This window comes from Bacteroidota bacterium (genome assembly GCA_039111535.1).
Classification (GTDB): domain Bacteria; phylum Bacteroidota; class Rhodothermia; order Rhodothermales; family JAHQVL01; genus JBCCIM01.
In genome coordinates this window covers 1-17346 of the sequence record JBCCIM010000147.1, presented here as the reverse complement: position 1 = coordinate 17346, position 17346 = coordinate 1, and the positions used below count along the sequence as shown (strand labels likewise).

13 protein-coding genes are annotated in these 17346 nt (G+C 52.2%); 5 read left to right on the top strand and 8 right to left on the bottom strand.

Annotation, left to right across the window (positions count from 1 at the left end):
• Positions 1–57: 57 nt before the first annotated feature.
• On the top strand, positions 58–930 hold the full coding sequence (locus AAF564_19360; GenBank protein MEM8487719.1) for a PhoH family protein: 873 nt from the start codon (positions 58–60) through the stop codon (positions 928–930).
• 65 nt (positions 931–995) lie between these two features.
• Here AAF564_19360 and AAF564_19355 read toward each other — a convergent pair whose 3' ends face one another.
• Together AAF564_19355 and panC are read right to left on the bottom strand one after the other, a co-directional pair.
• Positions 996–2015, bottom strand: a complete 1020-nt coding sequence (locus tag AAF564_19355; protein MEM8487718.1) for a WG repeat-containing protein — start codon at positions 2013–2015, stop codon at positions 996–998.
• A gap of 176 nt (positions 2016–2191) precedes the next feature.
• On the bottom strand, positions 2192–3064 hold the full coding sequence (panC, locus tag AAF564_19350; protein MEM8487717.1) for a pantoate--beta-alanine ligase: 873 nt from the start codon (positions 3062–3064) through the stop codon (positions 2192–2194).
• Between the two features lie 139 nt (positions 3065–3203).
• On the opposite strand from panC, the gene AAF564_19345 reads away from it, so the two are divergent.
• Both AAF564_19345 and AAF564_19340 read left to right on the top strand, forming a co-directional pair.
• The gene (locus AAF564_19345; GenBank protein ID MEM8487716.1) at positions 3204–4601 is read left to right on the top strand and encodes a class II fumarate hydratase; all 1398 of its coding nucleotides are present in this window, start codon (positions 3204–3206) and stop codon (positions 4599–4601) included.
• Between the two features lie 332 nt (positions 4602–4933).
• A complete protein-coding gene (locus tag AAF564_19340) occupies positions 4934–6487 on the top strand; it encodes a Do family serine endopeptidase (GenBank protein MEM8487715.1) in 1554 nt (517 codons plus the stop codon).
• A gap of 119 nt (positions 6488–6606) precedes the next feature.
• Here the strand turns inward: AAF564_19340 and AAF564_19335 are convergent, their stop codons facing one another.
• The 5 genes from AAF564_19335 to AAF564_19315 all read right to left on the bottom strand — a co-directional run bounded on the left by AAF564_19335 (position 6607) and on the right by AAF564_19315 (position 13946).
• The gene (locus AAF564_19335; protein ID MEM8487714.1) at positions 6607–9996 is read right to left on the bottom strand and encodes an AAA family ATPase; all 3390 of its coding nucleotides are present in this window, start codon (positions 9994–9996) and stop codon (positions 6607–6609) included.
• 126 nt (positions 9997–10122) lie between these two features.
• Positions 10123–10836, bottom strand: a complete 714-nt coding sequence (locus AAF564_19330) for a matrixin family metalloprotease (GenBank protein ID MEM8487713.1) — start codon at positions 10834–10836, stop codon at positions 10123–10125.
• 14 nt (positions 10837–10850) lie between these two features.
• Positions 10851–11843, bottom strand: a complete 993-nt coding sequence (locus AAF564_19325) for an NAD(P)H-quinone oxidoreductase (GenBank protein MEM8487712.1) — start codon at positions 11841–11843, stop codon at positions 10851–10853.
• Positions 11844–11848: 5 nt separating this feature from the next.
• Positions 11849–13072, bottom strand: a complete 1224-nt coding sequence (locus tag AAF564_19320; protein ID MEM8487711.1) for a bifunctional alpha/beta hydrolase/OsmC family protein — start codon at positions 13070–13072, stop codon at positions 11849–11851.
• 34 nt (positions 13073–13106) lie between these two features.
• Positions 13107–13946, bottom strand: a complete 840-nt coding sequence (locus AAF564_19315; protein ID MEM8487710.1) for an NRDE family protein — start codon at positions 13944–13946, stop codon at positions 13107–13109.
• 41 nt (positions 13947–13987) lie between these two features.
• Here AAF564_19315 and aroB point away from each other — a divergent pair, with 41 nt between their 5' ends.
• Both aroB and AAF564_19305 read left to right on the top strand, forming a co-directional pair.
• The gene (gene aroB, locus AAF564_19310) at positions 13988–15097 is read left to right on the top strand and encodes a 3-dehydroquinate synthase (protein MEM8487709.1); all 1110 of its coding nucleotides are present in this window, start codon (positions 13988–13990) and stop codon (positions 15095–15097) included.
• Between the two features lie 11 nt (positions 15098–15108).
• The gene (locus AAF564_19305; protein ID MEM8487708.1) at positions 15109–15672 is read left to right on the top strand and encodes a hypothetical protein; all 564 of its coding nucleotides are present in this window, start codon (positions 15109–15111) and stop codon (positions 15670–15672) included.
• Here the strand turns inward: AAF564_19305 and AAF564_19300 are convergent.
• Positions 15610–16926, bottom strand: coding sequence for an outer membrane protein transport protein (locus AAF564_19300; protein ID MEM8487707.1), 1317 nt, complete (start codon positions 16924–16926; stop codon positions 15610–15612). The two genes, AAF564_19305 and AAF564_19300, sit on opposite strands and share 63 nt — an antisense overlap.
• Between the last annotated feature and the right edge of the window lie 420 nt (positions 16927–17346).

Sequence of the window (17346 nt, the reverse complement as noted above, 5' to 3'; positions counted from 1 at the left end):
GTTGATGAACAATCCTCTAAGGAACTAGAAAAAGTAAGTTTCTCGCCTTACTTTGAGATGAGCCGGGTGCTCTTTACAGCCATCAAGAAGCCAGGCGATGGTTCTGCGAAGGAGAACCAGAGTATCGAGCGGGTGATTAATGAATTGGTCACCGTATTGCAGAAAAACAATTCGCTCACTGAAAATGATGTAGAAACCGTACTGGCGATCAAACCTTCGACCAACGGCGACGCTGGCGAACATCCTGCTGCAAACGGCGATACCATTCTACATACGCCGAGTGGCAATCTGATCAAGGCAAAAACACCTAATCAGAAGAAACTGGTTGCTACAGCGCGCAACAACGACCTTGTATTTGCTATCGGGCCGGCAGGTACGGGTAAAACGTATACGGCAGTCGCCCTCGCGGTTGCCGCACTCAAATCGCGCAAAGTACGGCGCATCGTGCTGTCACGGCCAGCTGTAGAAGCCGGAGAACGCCTTGGCTTTTTGCCAGGCGACTTCCGGGACAAAGTAGATCCCTACCTCCGCCCGCTCTATGACGCACTGGGCGACATGATCCATCAGGATAAGCTGGCAACCTACATCGACCAAAACATCGTGGAAATTGTGCCGCTGGCCTACATGCGCGGCCGTACGCTGCATTCTGCATTTGTTATTCTTGATGAAGCGCAAAACGCTACACGGCAGCAAATGAAAATGTTTTTGACCCGATTGGGCCCCAATAGCCGTGCTATCGTTACAGGAGATGCGTCACAAATAGACTTGCCCAAACGTAGCCAGAGTGGCCTCATTGAAGCAAAAAATATTCTCGCCGGCGTTGAAGGCATCGATTTTGTCACTTTCGGCCGCACGGATGTCCTCCGCCACCGACTCGTGAAAGAGATTATCGAAGCCTACGAAGCCCACGAAGAGGATAGAGAAGGTTGAGCAATAAGTTTAAGGTGTTTGGTAGGAAAGCTTCCTGTTTAGCACCTTAAACCTTCAACCCACTTTCAGTTAGCATCCATGGGCCAGATGAGCGCGCCGATCTTGTTAATGTAGCCCATTTGGCCGTCTATGAAAACGCGGGCCAGATCGCCATTGAAACTCCAACCTTTGTCAAAACGGGGTTGAATGGCAAATTCGCCGGATTCGTCGACATATCCCCACTTCAATCCGTACTTGACGAGCGCAAGGCCCTCCGAGAAGTCGTAGGCATGGTCAAAAACCATATCGATGGTAACTTCGCCGCCTTTGTCCATAAAGCCCCAGCCACCGGCATCATACACACGCGCATAGCCGTCAGCAAAGCTGTGTACGCGTTCATAGGGTGCTTCTATAATCCGCTCATTGTCTGCGTTGATAAATGCATACACGCCTTTGTTGTAAATGAGCGAAGTCTCTTCACTAAAGGCACGCGCAACGTTATAACTGTCTTTAATAACAAGTTCACCGGTGGTATCGATATATCCCCAGGAACCGCCGGCTGATACAAAGCCAAACTTCTTTTTTCGCTCTACGGGTGCAAGGCCGTTCGAAAAAGAGAGTGCACTGGCAAATTTAACGGGTATCACCTCTTCTCCTGTCAAATCAATGAATCCCCATTTGGCCTTGCCGCCTTTTTTACGTTGAACAGCTGCAAATCCCTCTGAAAAATCCAGCGCATCCGTATACCGTATTTTAATCACTTCTTCCCCATTGCTGTTCACAAAGCCCCATTTACCTTTCCGGCTTACACGGGCAAGCCCTTCTGAGAATACGTGGACGCGGTCGTACAAAGCATCAATGACTATTTCGCCATTTTCATCTACAAAGCCCCACAAGCCAGTAATTTTAACTGGCGCGAGCCCATCAACAAAGTCTAGTGCAGAATCAAAGCGGGCTTCTATTTTCAGCTCACCATCGCTGTTGATAAACCCAAAACCGTTGCCGCTACGCACAGGATACAGGCGATCTTGTGCTTGCGAGGTAGAAGCAAAGAGCCCCAATCCAACAAAAACAAGCAGGGCACAGAAAAGATGGTTCCGTTTCAAGAGGGTACACATTTCAGCTAACCAGAGATTTAGTACTAATACCGTGGCGCCTTGCAAAGACTGAAAAACGTTGGGTGGTGTTACGTTTAACCGGGATGCAAGGTGAAGATCATTTCAGTCGTGATCCGTGGTGGGTGATGGGGGTCAATGTAGCAAAACCGCTTAAAAAAATCTGCCTAGTTTTGCTCAACTGACACAAATACGTTGTCAATGAGCCGGGTTCGGCCAAAATAGACCGCCAGCGCAATTAAAACCTCAGCCTGTCCCGTGAGGGTATCAACCGGCTGAATATCGTGCGTATCCACTACTTCGATATATTGAATTTCTCCATCGGTATTTGTGTTGATGTGGTTTGCGACAAGTTCTTTGATGGCATCAGGATGCTGCTCGCCGGCTTCGATGGCTGCTTTACCCAACTGTAACCCTGCGTGTAGCGCCGGCGCTTGGCTGCGTTGCAAATCAGACAAATACACATTACGGGATGATGCCGCAAGACCATCCGATTCGCGGTAGGTAGGCACACCTACCAATTCAATACCCATATTCAGGTCGTGAGACATCCTGCGGAGAATCAGAAACTGCTGTGCATCTTTGAGTCCAAACACACCCAAATGGGGCCGGCAAGCGTTAAACAGCTTGGTAACAACTGTTGTTACCCCCAGGAAATGTCCATCGCGATACGCCCCACAGAGATGCTGATCAAGGTCCTTCACTGAAACCCACGCCTTGTGCGCGGCCTGGGTGTTGGGATACATGTCTGCTACCCCCGGCATAAACACAGCATCCACACCACCAAGCGCATCGAGCTTTGCCAGGTCAGCATCAATGGTGCGTGGGTACGCATCAAAGTCTTCGTTGGGGCCAAACTGGGTTGGGTTTACAAAAATTGAAACCGTCACATGATCAGCCAGTGTACGGGCGCGAGAAACCAGGGACAGGTGTCCCTCATGTAATGCACCCATGGTAGGAACGAGCGCCAACCTTTTGCCGGCACAGCGCTGGGCGTCAGCGTGCTGTTGCATTGCAGCAACCGTTCTCAAAATTTCCATCAAACCTTCAGTTTTGTTAAATCCGAACTATAAACCATAAATCGCAGTTTCTGTTTTTGATAGAACACAAATTCGGTTAAATTCCTGCTCCCTGAGCAGTTAACATAATTCTAAAACAACCAGGCCCTGGTCCATACATATGTCTTACCGTATTGAAAAAGATTCCCTCGGAGAAGTAAAAGTGCCAGCTGACGCAAAGTATGGCGCCCAGACGCAGCGTGCAGCAGATAACTTTCCAATCAGCGGTATCCGTTTCCCTCGCCGGTTTATTGAAGCCCTTGGCATCATCAAGCAAGCAGCGGCCCTATCCAATCACAAACTCGGCCTGCTGGATGACGACAACATGCGTGTCATCGTAGAAAGTGCGCAGCAGGTGATTGATGGCGAATTGGACGGTGAGTTTGTCCTCGACATTTTCCAGACCGGCAGCGGTACCTCAACCAATATGAACACCAATGAGGTGATATCCAATGTTGCCACAGAGAAACTCGGCGGCGAGCGGGGCAGCAAACTGGTACATCCGAACGACCACGTCAATATGTCCCAATCATCCAATGACGTGATTCCAACAGCCATGCACGTCTCTGCGCGTATGGCGATTGAAGACGAATTAATCCCGTCACTTGAACGTTTTCACGCAGCACTGCAGGAGAAGGCTGAAGCATTTGACGACGTGCTTAAAAGCGGGCGTACCCACTTGATGGACGCAACACCTGTTCGCCTGGGCCAGGAGTTTGGGGGCTATGCAGCCCAAATTCAGTACGGCATTCGCCGGCTACAAATTGCCTCAAGCGAGTTGTGTGAATTGGCCCTCGGGGGTACCGCAACAGGCACGGGCATCAACCGGCCGATGATGTTTTCTAAAGAGGCGATTGCCCAAATAAGCAGCAAAACAGGGCTCACGTTCAAAGAAGCGGAGAATCATTTTGAGGCACAGGCTGCCAAGGACGGGTTTGTCATGACCGCCGGCGTGCTCAACACGCTTGCTGTATCCCTCATGAAAATTGTCAACGACATTCGCCACCTGTCTAGTGGGCCTACCAGTGGCCTGTCGGAAATAAAACTGCCGGCCATCCAGCCCGGGTCTTCCATTATGCCCGGTAAAGTAAACCCGGTCATGAGTGAAGCCATTATGATGGTCTGCGCCCGCGTCATGGGCAACGCAACAACCATCACGGTGGGAGGTCAGCACGGCAACTTTGAGTTGAACGTGATGATGCCGGTCATGGCACACGCCATGCTTGAAAGCATCACCATCCTTGCCCGGGGCTGCGATGCATTCAGGAAAAAATGTCTTGAAGGAATTGTCGCAGACCGCGAACGCTGCCAGGAACTGCTAGAACTCAATCCTTCGATAGCCACAGCGTTGAATGCAGCCGTGGGATATGACAAAGCGTCTGAAATCGCCAAAAAATCAGCCAAAGAACGGAAGTCTGTGCGTACGGTTGTCAAAGAGATGGGCCTGCTCTCAGATGCAGAACTTGATGCTTACCTGAATGTGCGCGACATGACCGAGCCGGGTATTCCAGGCAAATAATTGCTGGCCTACATACGAAATCGGGTAACACAATCGTTAAGACAACAAAGAAAGACACACAGGCTAACTACGCATCGGCACGCTTTTTTCTCGTATGCATGTTGGTACAGAATACCCCTGGGTGCTGCCAGGATGTCAGTTTCTGCGCAGCCCTGCATTTCAGGTAGTTGATACGATCTGGAGACGGGTAATGAATAAGGATGTCTTGCCCTGAAGGGTGTGGCATCTCAATACGCAAATAGACATTTGCCGGCCAACCTGTATACAATTTTCGACATACTGTCTGAAAATTATGTTGTCAAATTTGCATAGAATTTAATTGAGACGAGACCATGAGCGTTAAACGATCAGTCCCACTGGCTTTATTTATTATTGCTGCTTTCCTCGGTGGTATCTTTTTCACAACCCTCGGCGCCAATTTGCTGAATAAAGGGGAGCTTACCGCTGTAAGCCAGGCCTCTGCTTCTTACGAAGAAGGTACTACTGCCATCAGCGAATCGCGCGTTAAATCTGCGTTGGAGCTCGAAGAAGCCTTCACCATGGTTGCCGAGTCTGTCAACCCAACCGTGGTGCAGATTCGCTCTGAGAAGGTTATCCAGCAAGAACGCGCGTTCCAGGGGACACCATTTGAAGATTTTTTCAGTCCGTTTGGCGATGGCGGCCAAGGCCAGGGACAAGACTACCGGTCTGAAGGCCTGGGTTCAGGTGTCATTGCACGATCTGATGGCTACATCATAACGAACAACCACGTTATCACGGGCGCAGATGAACTTGAAGTTCGCTTGTATGACGGCAAGTTTTATGATGCTGAAATCATTGGAACGGACCCGTTGAGCGACCTGGCTGTGATCAAAATTGATGCGGACAATCTGCCGGCCATTTCATACGGCGAAAACGATAAAATCCGTGTTGGGCAGTGGGTTATGGCTGTGGGCTCTCCCCTCTCTGCTGACCTGGGCAATACTGTAACGGTAGGCATTGTGAGTGCTTTGGGCCGTACCAGCGACCAAATCCGTAACCTGAATGCCTTTGCCAGCTTTATCCAAACAGACGCTGCGATCAATCCTGGCAACTCTGGCGGTCCGCTTGTAGACCTTCGGGGCCGGCTGATCGGCATCAACTCTGCTATTTACTCGCGTTCAGGTGGCTACCAGGGTATTGGGTTTGCCATACCCGTAGACCTCGTTGAGAATGTTGCGACGCAGTTGATCGACAACGGCTCTGTAAGCCGCGGCTTCCTCGGTGTAGGCTTCGAAGGCATTAGCGAAAACCTGTCTAAAAACCTCGACGTTCCTCGTGGTGCAGCACAGATCGTGAGCATCATGCCGGGCAGTGCGGCTGAAAAAGCCGGTCTGCAAAATAGCGATATCGTAATTGCTGTTGATGGCAGAGAGCTGCAAGACTCCAACCAGATTCGCACCATTGTTGGTAACAAGAATCCTGGCGACAGGGTAGCACTGGACATCGTGCGGGGCAGCCGCGAAATGTCGATCACCGTAACGCTTGCAGAACGGCCCGATGAACTGAATGGCCAGCCGCAAAACATGACGCGTCCGGTTGACGACGAAGTTCAGAGTATGGAATCACTCGGACTTCATGGGCTCCGCAATGTCACGCCTGAGATTTTGCGCAACCTTGGCGTTGAAGATACCGACGTTGCAGGCGTACTTATTGGCGAAATCGACCGCAACAGCGCTGCGTATCGCGAAGCTGAATTGCGCCAGCGAGACATCCTCGTTGAAATAGATCGTCAGGGCATTACTTCGCGCAACGAATTTATGGACATTTACAGCGACATTGCCCCCGGAGAGTCCTTCCTCGTGCGGGTGCTACGTCCGCAAGGCGACCAACTGGTTTCATTCCTTACAGCTCTCGAAAAACCATAAGCACCAACAAACGATCTGAATGAAAAGAGCCGCATGTAGTTTGCTACATGCGGCTCTTTTCATTATCGAAAAACTCAGATCTCAACCGGCACATCCTCACATCTGCTGAAGTCGTTCATTCAACCACCGGTAATCAAGTCGAAGCCTCCATCCATTACACGCTCCAGGCGTCCGGTGCGCCAGCCTTGCAAGCTGTCGCGGACCAGCGGTGAAGGCAGCGCCCTGTAGCGCCGTACGATGTTGCGCAGGTCGCCGAGTGCCCCGAAGGCTTCTTCTGCCTGTCCGAGTAACTGTTTGACCGTATCTCCCGGTACTACAGGTTGTGGTGCAACCTGGACGCGTACACGCGATCGTATAAACGATTTACCTTCGCCCGGAGACTCCCATACGTGCAGGCCTTTTTCTGCATCCAATATCGGGAACGCCCCGAGGCCGGCAACAGCCAACACAAAGCGGTTCAGGTGCTCACCATCAACCCGATCTTCTATCAAGATCTTATGCCGCATCTGCCGTTTTGAAGCCCACGACAGATACATTTGGCTAAGCTCAGACGCAAACCGTTGCCCGCCTTCGCCATCTTCTTCCAGGCTGGGTTCAACACAAATGAAAGCATCTCGTGGTTCGCCTGCTGCGTCGCCATGCAAGGCATGCTCCAACAAGAATAGCCGTTGGGCCAACCGTTGGATGAGTACGGTCGAATAAGACGCTCTTTCCTCAGCCGGCTCTCCGCGGAGTCGCACCAGCAACGCCTGCGCCGTATCGAGCGCACGCTCAAACCGGTCTTGAAATTCCACATCACCCAGCACGGCAAACCGGTCTTCAGAGTCCCAGAACTGGGGGGAAGATGTCATCGCAAGGGCGCTTTCTTTTTTGTCTTGCCACGCATCAGCATCAACGGTAGCAGCCAGTGCATCGTAAAAATCATCAAGCGCCTGCACTTCAGATGTTGTGCCAGCCGGCTCAAGGATAAGCGTCTTGAGGGATTCTTCCATACCGTCCGGCAACGCACCCGCAGCACGCCCGTCCTCGCTTGCGCTCGAAGCATCCGGGTCGATAAACTCAACCTCGATTGCCCGACCGTTGCTGCGCACAAAGAGAAACTGGTCCCCTTCCGGAAACTGATTGTTTACAATGGTTATGGCAAGTGGAGAAAGCAAGTACCGCTCAATCGCCCGCTTCAGAGGCCGCGCACCAAGATCGGTTGTAAAGCCCTTTTCGAGCAAAAATTCGAGGGCTGAGTCTTCCATCTCAACCGCCCAATCCCGATTACGCAACCCGCGCCGTTTAAGTACGGTGCGTAGTTCTTTTAGCAGGATATCGCGCACTACACCTTTTCCGAGCGGCCTGAACACAACGGTTCGGTCGATCCGGTTTAGAAATTCCGGGCGGAAGGTACTCGATACAGCTCGCGTCACGCTCGATTCTGAAAACGTTTTGCGGTCCCCGCTAAATCCAAGCTGGCTTCCCCGAGGGATGGCTGCACCGAGGTTTGAAGTAAGGATGATGATGCTGTGTCGGAAATCTGCGGTGTTGCCCCGGCGATCGGTGAGCCGGCCATCATCAAACACTTGTAAAAACAGGTCCCAGATGTTGGGGTGCGCTTTCTCAAACTCGTCTAGCAGAATAACGGAGAACGGCTGTTTGCGGATCTGGTTGACCAGGGCGTTTGACGAAGCCAGTTCTTGCTGGCTGCCCAGCAAACGATGCAGCGAATCTTCCGTCATGAATTCGCTCATATCCAAACGGATCATGCGTTCAGAAGAACCAAAGAGGAATTCTGCGAGGGTTTTAGCAATTTCAGTTTTACCTGTTCCGGTAGGACCAACAAACAGGAAAACACCGGCCGGGCGACTCGGGTCGTTTACGCCGGCTTTCATCATCGCCACCCGCTCAACCAGGCAATCGACAGCTTCTGGCTGACCGAGCACCCGCGACTGAAAGAGATCGTGCAAAGCATCCAGCTCGAGCGCCTGACGCTCATCCAGAATGCTCGCCGGCAAACCGGTTAATTGTGACAGGCTTTCAAACAGGTCATCGATCGTAAGCGCATCGTGAGGATCATGATCTGTGAGTTGCGCAAGCTTCAGGAAGTCGATCAGGTTACCCGGCGCTACAGCTTTGTCGAGGTACTGCTGGGCAAGGTGAAACGCTTCTTCCATAATCTGGCTTGAAATGGGGCCGGCCAGTTTTTGGTCCTGACAAGCCTGATTCCAGGCATTTGCAACTGCCATCGTTTCTTCGTTGTCCAGCGGATTCAGGTGGACCCGCTGCATAACAGCCCGGAGTTGAGGCTTCCGCTCAATCAGGCGCTCATAAGCATCTGGCTCTGTTTCGCCGATAATGGTGAGCGACCCATTTTCGAGATAAGGCATCAGCATATCGAGCACGCTGCGCGGGTTGTCGCGGTGCCATCCGGCAAAAAGCAGCTCATGGAAGCTTGGGATTATCCAGATGACTTTGCGATTGCCAGACAGGTTTTTGAACAACTCTTGCATCCGGGCCTCAAGCTGGCCAACATAACTTTGGCCGGCAAGAATCTCGGTTGAACCTGCTTCGAAGATAACCCATCCTTTACGCTGACAGCGCCGCGCAAAAACACTATACAGCGTGGTTTTACCTACACCAGGTTCACCTGTCAACAGAATGGACCGCTGCGATGTCTCAAGCAGGGTGGCCTCCATCTCCAGCAACCACAGCTTCAACGCCGGGTGCTCAATAATTGGATTGGCTTCACGGTCCCCATCCCATACACTACCGATGGCATTCAGGGCGGATACATCAATGCGCGTCCGCTGGTTTGCAACCAGTTGCGCGCGCAGCGGCTCCAGTTGTTCGAGCCCCAAAGCATCAAGCAACTGTTCAATGGCAGCGAGTTGTTCGCTTGTGAGATCATCCAGCCTGTCGTCAAACGAAGGGACTTCCCCCAGGGCAAGATGCTGTTCAGCAAAACCACGGAGCATATTCTGGAAGGGCTGATTCAGCACCCACCAGTCGTTGGTTTGGGCAAGAACGGCCCCAATCATGGAATACGCCGGCGAAGGAGGCAATGCTTGCAAAGCGTAATACAGCGGCCAGGCATACACGCGGTTTATGGTTGCAAGTAGCGGTGTAGCAACGTCTTCTTCTTCAGCACGGCGGTTCAGGGCTTCAAGTGCCATGCAGGCAATACCGAGGTTGTCGCCGGCGCCATAAGAAATGAGCTCCGTTACCGTGAAACCGGGGTGCGACAGCAAGTCAACCCCTTCTTGAAATTCAGTCCGCTCAAGCAAGTCCTGCGGGTGCGCAGTTTTATTTAAGAAAGATTCGAGTTGCTCAACCAGTTCATACAGCGAATTGAGGGAAGGTTTTTCAGTTGGTAACCCAACAGCTTCGCGCTCTGGCTCCGGTGCAGGTGAGGACTTAAGCGGTTGGGCATCATTAGCCGTTGACGCAGTGACACGCCGGCTTCGCCCGATGAACCAGGCAACCGCAAAACCAATGAGCAATCCGATGAACAACTGTTCAGACATGCAAAACCATTTCTATTGCTAAAAAAGTGAGGCAATATACCAAAATTAGCGGCCATTACACACCGCGTAAATACACCGTTTATGGGCCGACAAATGTTAGCACGGCCCTGTATCCAGCATGTTAGATTACGGCGTGCCGTATAGCGCAACCATCCCCGCCCGGTCTCCTTCTTGCGGTGCTTCGATAGCGTTCAGGGCATCAAAACTGGGGTTCATTACATTGGGCGAATCAACGTGGCCAAGTCCCAGCGTATGCCCGATCTCGTGCAGCATAAATTTGTAAAACGTCTCGCACGTATTGAACCGCGTGTTGGGCTGCATGACGATCTGCCCGGAAAGTGAGGTACATCTGCCGGCAAAGTAGTTGGGGTACCCTACCCCGCTCTGCTGAATATCAGCAACGTAAAAACGGATTTGGCTGTCGCTGTCTTCAGGCATTTCCTGAAAAGAGATGTTTGCGGTTGTAGCCCACGCATCCATAGCACGTCGCACCTCGGTTCTGGCGCAACTCAACGTATTATCAAACGGCTGCGAAGGTGCCTGAATTTGCCGGTGGGTATTGAGCAAGGTCCCTTCATTTTGGAAACTAAACGTAATACCGGCAACAGGCGATTGCGGCCCCTCTTTATCAAAACCGGGATTCGAAAACGGGTTGTTCATCCCCCACTTAAACCCAAAGAGGCAATAGGCGCCACTCCCAGCGTTGCATGCTGATAACTCCTGATTGCATGCAGCAAATTCAGTTGAGGCGATAGGCTCAACTACGTCTTCCGAGTTGTCACAAGCTGCGACTAGCAATAAAAAAAGCAAGAATACATACCGTCCCCGAAGCTCAACCATGTTTCCAATTTTCCTTATGCTGATTCTGAAACAGAAAGTACAATTTTCCCGGTATTTAAATTGCCCCGCATACGGGCATGCGCCGCTTCTGCGTCTTGCCAGTTGTATACGCCGTCAATCACCGGATTGATGTCTCCGGCTATCAATGCATCACCAAATTTTTCGACAAAAGCTGCTGTGAGTGCGGCCTTGTATGGTGCTGACCGGCTCCGCAATGTGGAGGTTTTTACGTGTATGCGCTTTCTGAACAATTGCATCAGGTTGACCGCTGATACTTTGCTCCCTCCCATCATCGCCAGCACAACAAGCCGGCCATCCGTTGCCAATGACGCAATGTTGGCTGCAAAATAAGGCGCTCCAATATAATCTACGATCAGGTCTACGCCTCGTTTGTCTGTTAGCTCGCTGATCACATCCTCAAAAGCTGCTGTTTTGTAATCAATGGCCGCTGCGGCACCAAGTGCTTTACAGGCATTATGCTTGGCTTCAGACGCAGTAACAAAGACCGCACTTCCCTGGTGCACAGCCAACTGAATGGCAGCCGTACTGACGCCGCTGCCGCCCGCATGCAGCAATACCGTCTCGTCGGACTTCAATTCACCCAGCCAGTACACAGCCTGAAATGCCGTGAGGAAAACTTCGGGAATGGCTGCAGCTTCAGTAAAGGAGAGCCTTTCAGGAATTCGCATCAGCAACGCCTCTGGCACAACGGCATACGCCGCATACCCACCGCCAGGCAGTAACGCCATCACACGGTCACCTGTGGCAAATGTACCGCTGCAATCCGGACCGCGTGATTCAATGACCCCTGCCATTTCCAACCCCAGAATTTCACTTGCACCGGGCGGCGGAGGGTAGTGGCCGGCGCGTTGCAAAAGATCAGCCCGGTTCAGAGCAGTTGCAACAATGCGAACAAGCACATGCCCCGGTCCGGGTTTCGGCTGTGGTACGTCCTGGATTTCCAACTCGCTTTCTGGGCCGGGCGCAGAGACAACAATCGCTTTCATTAATGCTAAACCTGGCTGGTCGACACATGCACTTCGTTGTGCAAGGTACGGTGAACGGGACATTTGTCGGCAATGTCCATCAAACGTTTTTGCTGGGCATCATCCAGCGGTCCGGTCATGCGTATTTCGCGGGTAATTTGGTCAATTTTAGCATGCCCTTCAGTTTCGCAGGATGCACAGTCTTTTGCATATATTTTGGCATGCTTGAGGCGTACCTCAACTGTTTCAAGCGGCCATCCTTTCCGGGCAGCATACATGCGCATTGTCATCGCTGTGCAAGCACCGAGGCTCGCATTGAGCAATTCATAGGGAGAAGGGCCGAGATCGGTGCCACCAACGTGTTCGGGCTCATCCGCGATGAGGGTGTGCCGGCCATCTGAGATGTCTGTGCGAAAGCCCTCTGGACCGAGCTTCACAACGACCGTCCCGTGTTCGCCGTTCGCCGCTGGCTTTGTCGGTTGAGGTGCTGTTTTTACGTATTTCTGTGCCCATGAAGACAATACTTGCCCCACATAAGTTGAATCTGACTCGCTGGTTAGCAGGTGATCTGCCTGATCCAGTGACACAAAGCTCTTGGGATGCCGCGCAGCCTGAAAAATACGGGCGGCATTATCAACACTAACCGTTTGATCTACCGGGGAGTGGAAAATGAGCAGTGCCCGGTCGAGGGTACGAATATTTTCATCAACCGCGTGGCTGTCCAGGTCGTCGAGAAACTGCTTTTTGATGGTAAATTGCCGGCCGGCGAGGTTGACCACAGCATGCCCGGTTTCATTAATTTCTTCAGCAGAGCTCTCAAACAAATGGGCAACATGCGCCGGATCGTATGGGGCGCCAATGGTTGCTACAGCCTGTACGTCTGGTAAATGTTGCGCTGCCTGCAAAACCGCAGCCCCGCCAAGCGAATGGCCCACCAGAATTTTTGGTGCCGCATAATTGGTCTCAAGGTAGGCCGCAGCATCAAGCAAGTCAGCAATGTTGGACGAGAAATTGGTGTCAGCAAAATCGCCCTCACTCTCCCCTAAACCAGTAAAATCGAACCGCAGGACGGCAAAGCCATGGGTGGTAAGCGCACGGCTGATATGCCCTACAGCCTTCAGGTTTTTGCTGCAGGTAAAACAATGGGCAAAAAGCGCATAAGCGACAGGCGGCCCGTTATCAGGTAAGTCCAGACGTGCCGCAATGCGTTCTTGCTGGCGATTGGTGAATGTAATTTTTTGCGCAGGCATTTTGTGTAAACCAAATAAAAATAGATAGTTACTTTTACATTTCCTTATCGTGGTGCTGCATATCGGAAGCACCTACAAAGGTGTAGTGTACCTCATCGTCGTTGCTGTTACGCGGGTGTACAGTGCGCTCGACAAACGACACACGACCGTCATACTCAACCAGCAGTACAGTGCTCGCACGGGTACCGTAGTTTGGCGTTTCTATAAACATAGGAGAGAGCATGCGCTCCCAATCAAGTGGTACGCCGGTTTGCGGCAATTCAGCATCCGCAGCCTGTTGGGTATCGCAAAGTACGTCCAGTAAAGTTGGACTTTTCAGATCGTCCGCATCTATTGCCGTTTTTAAACGCGATTTGCCTTTGGTCACTTTGGGCCACGCTGTATCAAGCAGGTGGTTGCTCAAACCATAAAGCCCGGGAGAAACTTCACGGACGATGTTCTCGCGGTTGCTGTAGTACCACAACCCGCGCTCATCGCCAACAAGCAGATTGTATCCGTTATAATCACCTGCGCTTTTCTGCAACGTTTGCAAGTAGGTTGCCGGCGCAGCAGAGCCGGCGAGAAAGTCGAGTACCAACCGCCCCCGGGTAGGTGCGTCCTTTTTTTCGGCAGATGGATCCCGATAATTGGTAATGGCTGCAAAACGCAAATTTTTGGTTACGCCCATCCAGGTACCGCCAGCTTTGACATCCCGGCCGGCGAGCACATGAGGATGCGCCTCCCAGAAGCCGGCAGGCGCAGTGGACCGCTCAAGAAATTCGTCGCGGTTGGCAGCCAGGATAAGCTTGTAGCGGGGATGTTGTGCGTAAGAAAACAGGATCAGACACATAGCACGATAATTGATGGACGGTACCGGGCAACCTACTACAGCCATGTCACGTTAACGGATCCATCAACGATCAGCCAACACAGCAAATGCATTCAGATACCAGCCTCTCTCCCATAACAATTGACCTCGGCGCTACGCGGAGCTACCCATACCACATTGAGTCGCTACAGCGTGTGCCAGAACTGATGGCGGCATCAGGCCTGCGGATCGGCAAATGTATGGTCATAACCGACGCAACAGTTGCCAGGCACTACGCCAATACGCTGGAAGAAGCCTTGTTGACGGCAGGTTGGCAACCTGAACGCATCGTTGTAACCACAGGCGAAAAGGCCAAAGGGTATGCAGATTTGCATCAGATTTATGATGCTGCGCTGTCATCGGGCATAGATAGGAAGACGCCTGTGCTGGCCCTCGGAGGTGGTGTTGTAGGTGACCTGGCCGGCTTTGCTGCTGCGTCATTGCTTCGCGGGCTGCCGTTTGTCCAACTCCCCACGACACTCATTGCACAGGTTGATAGCGCACTGGGTGGTAAAACGGGCATCAACCACGCAACAGGAAAAAATCTGATTGGCGCATTCCACCAGCCGGCATTTGTGTGTGCCGACTTGAAAACGCTGCAATCGTTGCCGTTTCGCGAATGGACCAGCGGCCTGGCAGAAGTTGTAAAGCACGCCCTCATTGCCGACATTGACTTTGTATCCTGGCTGGAAGACAACTGGGCAGCGGTCATCGATCGCGACGCCTCGATCCTGGGTACGCTCATTCATCGTGCTGCCGGCATCAAAGCGGTTGTTGTATCCCAGGATGAACGGGAAGCGGGGCTTCGCGCCATTCTTAACTTTGGTCATACGTTTGGCCATGCGATAGAGCATGTCGCCGGCTACGGACACTTCACACACGGCGAAGCAGTGGCAATGGGCATGCGTGCCGCCTTACATTTGTCTGCCCGCCTGCATCCGGCGCTCGACGTTCAGCGTGCCGCCGACCTCGTAAAAAAACTCCCCATCCAGGCCAGTGCTATCGATATGCCAGTAGACGACCTTGTTGCAGCCATGTATACTGATAAGAAAGTGCTTGCCGGCCGCATTCGGTTTGTGTTGCTAGACAAAGTAGGCCATGCCTATGTTGAGGCGGATGCAGACATGCGTGATGCAACGTGGGCCTTTGAAGAAATGCTCAAAAACCTCCATCTGTAGTAGATCCCCCAATGAAAAGCCACCGCGAGCTCTCTGACGCCGATTTTGCTGCCCAATTCGAAAACTGCACCCTGATACCGCAGTTGTTCAACCATGAAGCACACCTGCGCCTTGCCTGGATTCACATCAAACAACATGGTGTCGACCGCGCTGCGGACAACCTGTGCAGCCAGATTAAAACGTTCGACAAAACCTTTGATGATGGTACCAAATTCAACACAACGGTAACCGTTGCAGCCGTTAAAGCTGTGCATCATTTTATGCAACGCTCATCAACAACAGACTTCCCCGCTTTCATTGCCGAAAACCAGCAGCTCATAAACAACTTCAAAGGCCTAATTGCAACACACTACAGCATCGACGTTTTCTCAGCTCCTCATGCTAAACACACGTTTATTGAACCCGACCTTATGGACAACGTCCATCATATACAGCACAAGCTGCCGCACTGCACACGAGTCCACAAAAAGAAAAAGGCGGCCCCCCGACCACCTTTTCCCTCCCCCTCAATTTCAAGGCAGCCGTCCGAAATCGTACTTCAGGCTGACCGCAATGATATCGACGTTGGCTTTTGATTCTCCCACCAGGTCACCACGTGCAGCGTTCCCCACGTCATTGCGGGATAGATTTATTGGGCCATCCTCAACAAAGATGTGGGAATAGGCGACGCTGAACGAGAGGTTGGATGACACCTGATAAGAGCCGCCGACATTGAGCCAGATTCGGTCATTGTCGGGTATGCGCGGTGTCCGCGTCCGATCCGGCACGGGGCTGATTTCATAGGCGACACCGCCGCGCAGAGTAAGCTTTTCATCCCACTTGTGCTCGGCCCCGACAGAAAAGAACCAGCCGTCATTCCAATCTTCCTCAGTGACGTTGTCAGGAGCACCACTATCGTTTTCAATGCGGAGTTCTTTGAAGCGACTCCAGTTGGTCCACTCGACTGTTCCCATAACGGTCCAGTCCTCATTGACCATGTGGCGCACACCCAGCGACACCATTTCCGGCAGCGTCGTCCTCGCAGTCAATTTTCCCAGATTAGTAAGTGTTCCCGGCGCACCGGTCCCTGACGTGGACACCTCACTGTGTCCGCGTATCGAATGTTTGATTTGCGAGCGATAGCCAAGGCCAACGCGGGTATATTCCGTTGGCTTGAAAACCACCCCTGCCGTAACACCATATCCCCAGTCATCACCGGTTGCCCTGCCCTGAGCGAAGGTGTTTAAGCCAACCAAGTTCTCTTGTGTCAGTGCCACATCAACGTATTGAACCTGCACACCAACGCCGACAGACAGATAGTCGGAGAGGTCGTATGACGCCATTGGATTGATGTTGATCGAAAACAGGTCGGATTTAAGCCCATGAAAATTACCGGCCCAACCACGGTTTGCTTCGTTCACCAGCCCGAACGGCGAATTGATGGCGAGGCCAACACGCAGCTTATCGTTGACCTGATGCGCGACGTAAGTCGATGGAACAATAGCGAGTGATCCAAGATTACCGCTCTCCTCTGTCCCATTATTCACAAACGCCCCAGGTACACCTGTAGGGCGAGTTGATGAGTCGACATCGATATTCGCATAGGGCAAAATCGCTGCGATTTCCCCCTGCACCGATGAACCGTCGTGCAGCGACAGGGTTGCCGGATTCCAGAACATCGAACTGAGATCGTTGGTTCCGGCAGCAATGCCGGCGAACGCCGCGCCGAGCCCTTCCGCCGATTGTTCGCGAATAGCGAAACCGCCTGCCTGCGCTTCAATAGAGGTCATCGCAATGGCTGCGGCGGTCAAAGCAAGAAGGGTTCCCCCCCTTCGGTTCGTGCGGGTCATTCCTTATTGTGCTCCCTCAACAACTAAACTTCGCCCTACCAGTGCCCCGCAGCCACCGTAATGCTGGCGAAAATAGTAGCCCCTGAGTGGCGGATCCCGCGCCAAAAATCAGCAATCAACCCAGAGTTGACTCCAAACCGTTGCACAATCGTCACAATTCGCCGGAATCGTCACCCCCTCCGGATTTATGTGCACAGCAAAACTGACGCAGCGGATTCTCAAGAAAATCATTGGAAAATGCCCATTTAAAGCGAACCAAATGACAGCCTGCCGAAGATCTTCAAATTCACGAAGTTGACGTTACGGAAACTGCGGATTTTAGGCTGCAGTGAGCATCTGAACCGTCGTATCATCATGCCGGGATCATCGATGGTGGCGGAATCGCAACACGCAGCCGGCACAAACCCGTTTCGCGAAGTG

Coding starts and splice junctions, on each gene's coding strand:
- AAF564_19360 (MEM8487719.1), top strand. CDS start 58: ATGAGCCGGGTGCTCTTTACAGCCATCAAGAAGCCAGGCGATGGTTCT.
- panC (MEM8487717.1), bottom strand. CDS start 3,064: ATGGAAATTTTGAGAACGGTTGCTGCAATGCAACAGCACGCTGACGCC.
- AAF564_19345 (MEM8487716.1), top strand. CDS start 3,204: ATGTCTTACCGTATTGAAAAAGATTCCCTCGGAGAAGTAAAAGTGCCA.
- AAF564_19340 (MEM8487715.1), top strand. CDS start 4,934: ATGAGCGTTAAACGATCAGTCCCACTGGCTTTATTTATTATTGCTGCT.
- AAF564_19335 (MEM8487714.1), bottom strand. CDS start 9,996: ATGTCTGAACAGTTGTTCATCGGATTGCTCATTGGTTTTGCGGTTGCC.
- AAF564_19330 (MEM8487713.1), bottom strand. CDS start 10,836: ATGGTTGAGCTTCGGGGACGGTATGTATTCTTGCTTTTTTTATTGCTA.
- AAF564_19325 (MEM8487712.1), bottom strand. CDS start 11,843: ATGAAAGCGATTGTTGTCTCTGCGCCCGGCCCAGAAAGCGAGTTGGAA.
- AAF564_19320 (MEM8487711.1), bottom strand. CDS start 13,072: ATGCCTGCGCAAAAAATTACATTCACCAATCGCCAGCAAGAACGCATT.
- AAF564_19315 (MEM8487710.1), bottom strand. CDS start 13,946: ATGGCTGTAGTAGGTTGCCCGGTACCGTCCATCAATTATCGTGCTATG.
- aroB (MEM8487709.1), top strand. CDS start 13,988: ATGCATTCAGATACCAGCCTCTCTCCCATAACAATTGACCTCGGCGCT.
- AAF564_19305 (MEM8487708.1), top strand. CDS start 15,109: ATGAAAAGCCACCGCGAGCTCTCTGACGCCGATTTTGCTGCCCAATTC.
- AAF564_19300 (MEM8487707.1), bottom strand. CDS start 16,926: ATGACCCGCACGAACCGAAGGGGGGGAACCCTTCTTGCTTTGACCGCC.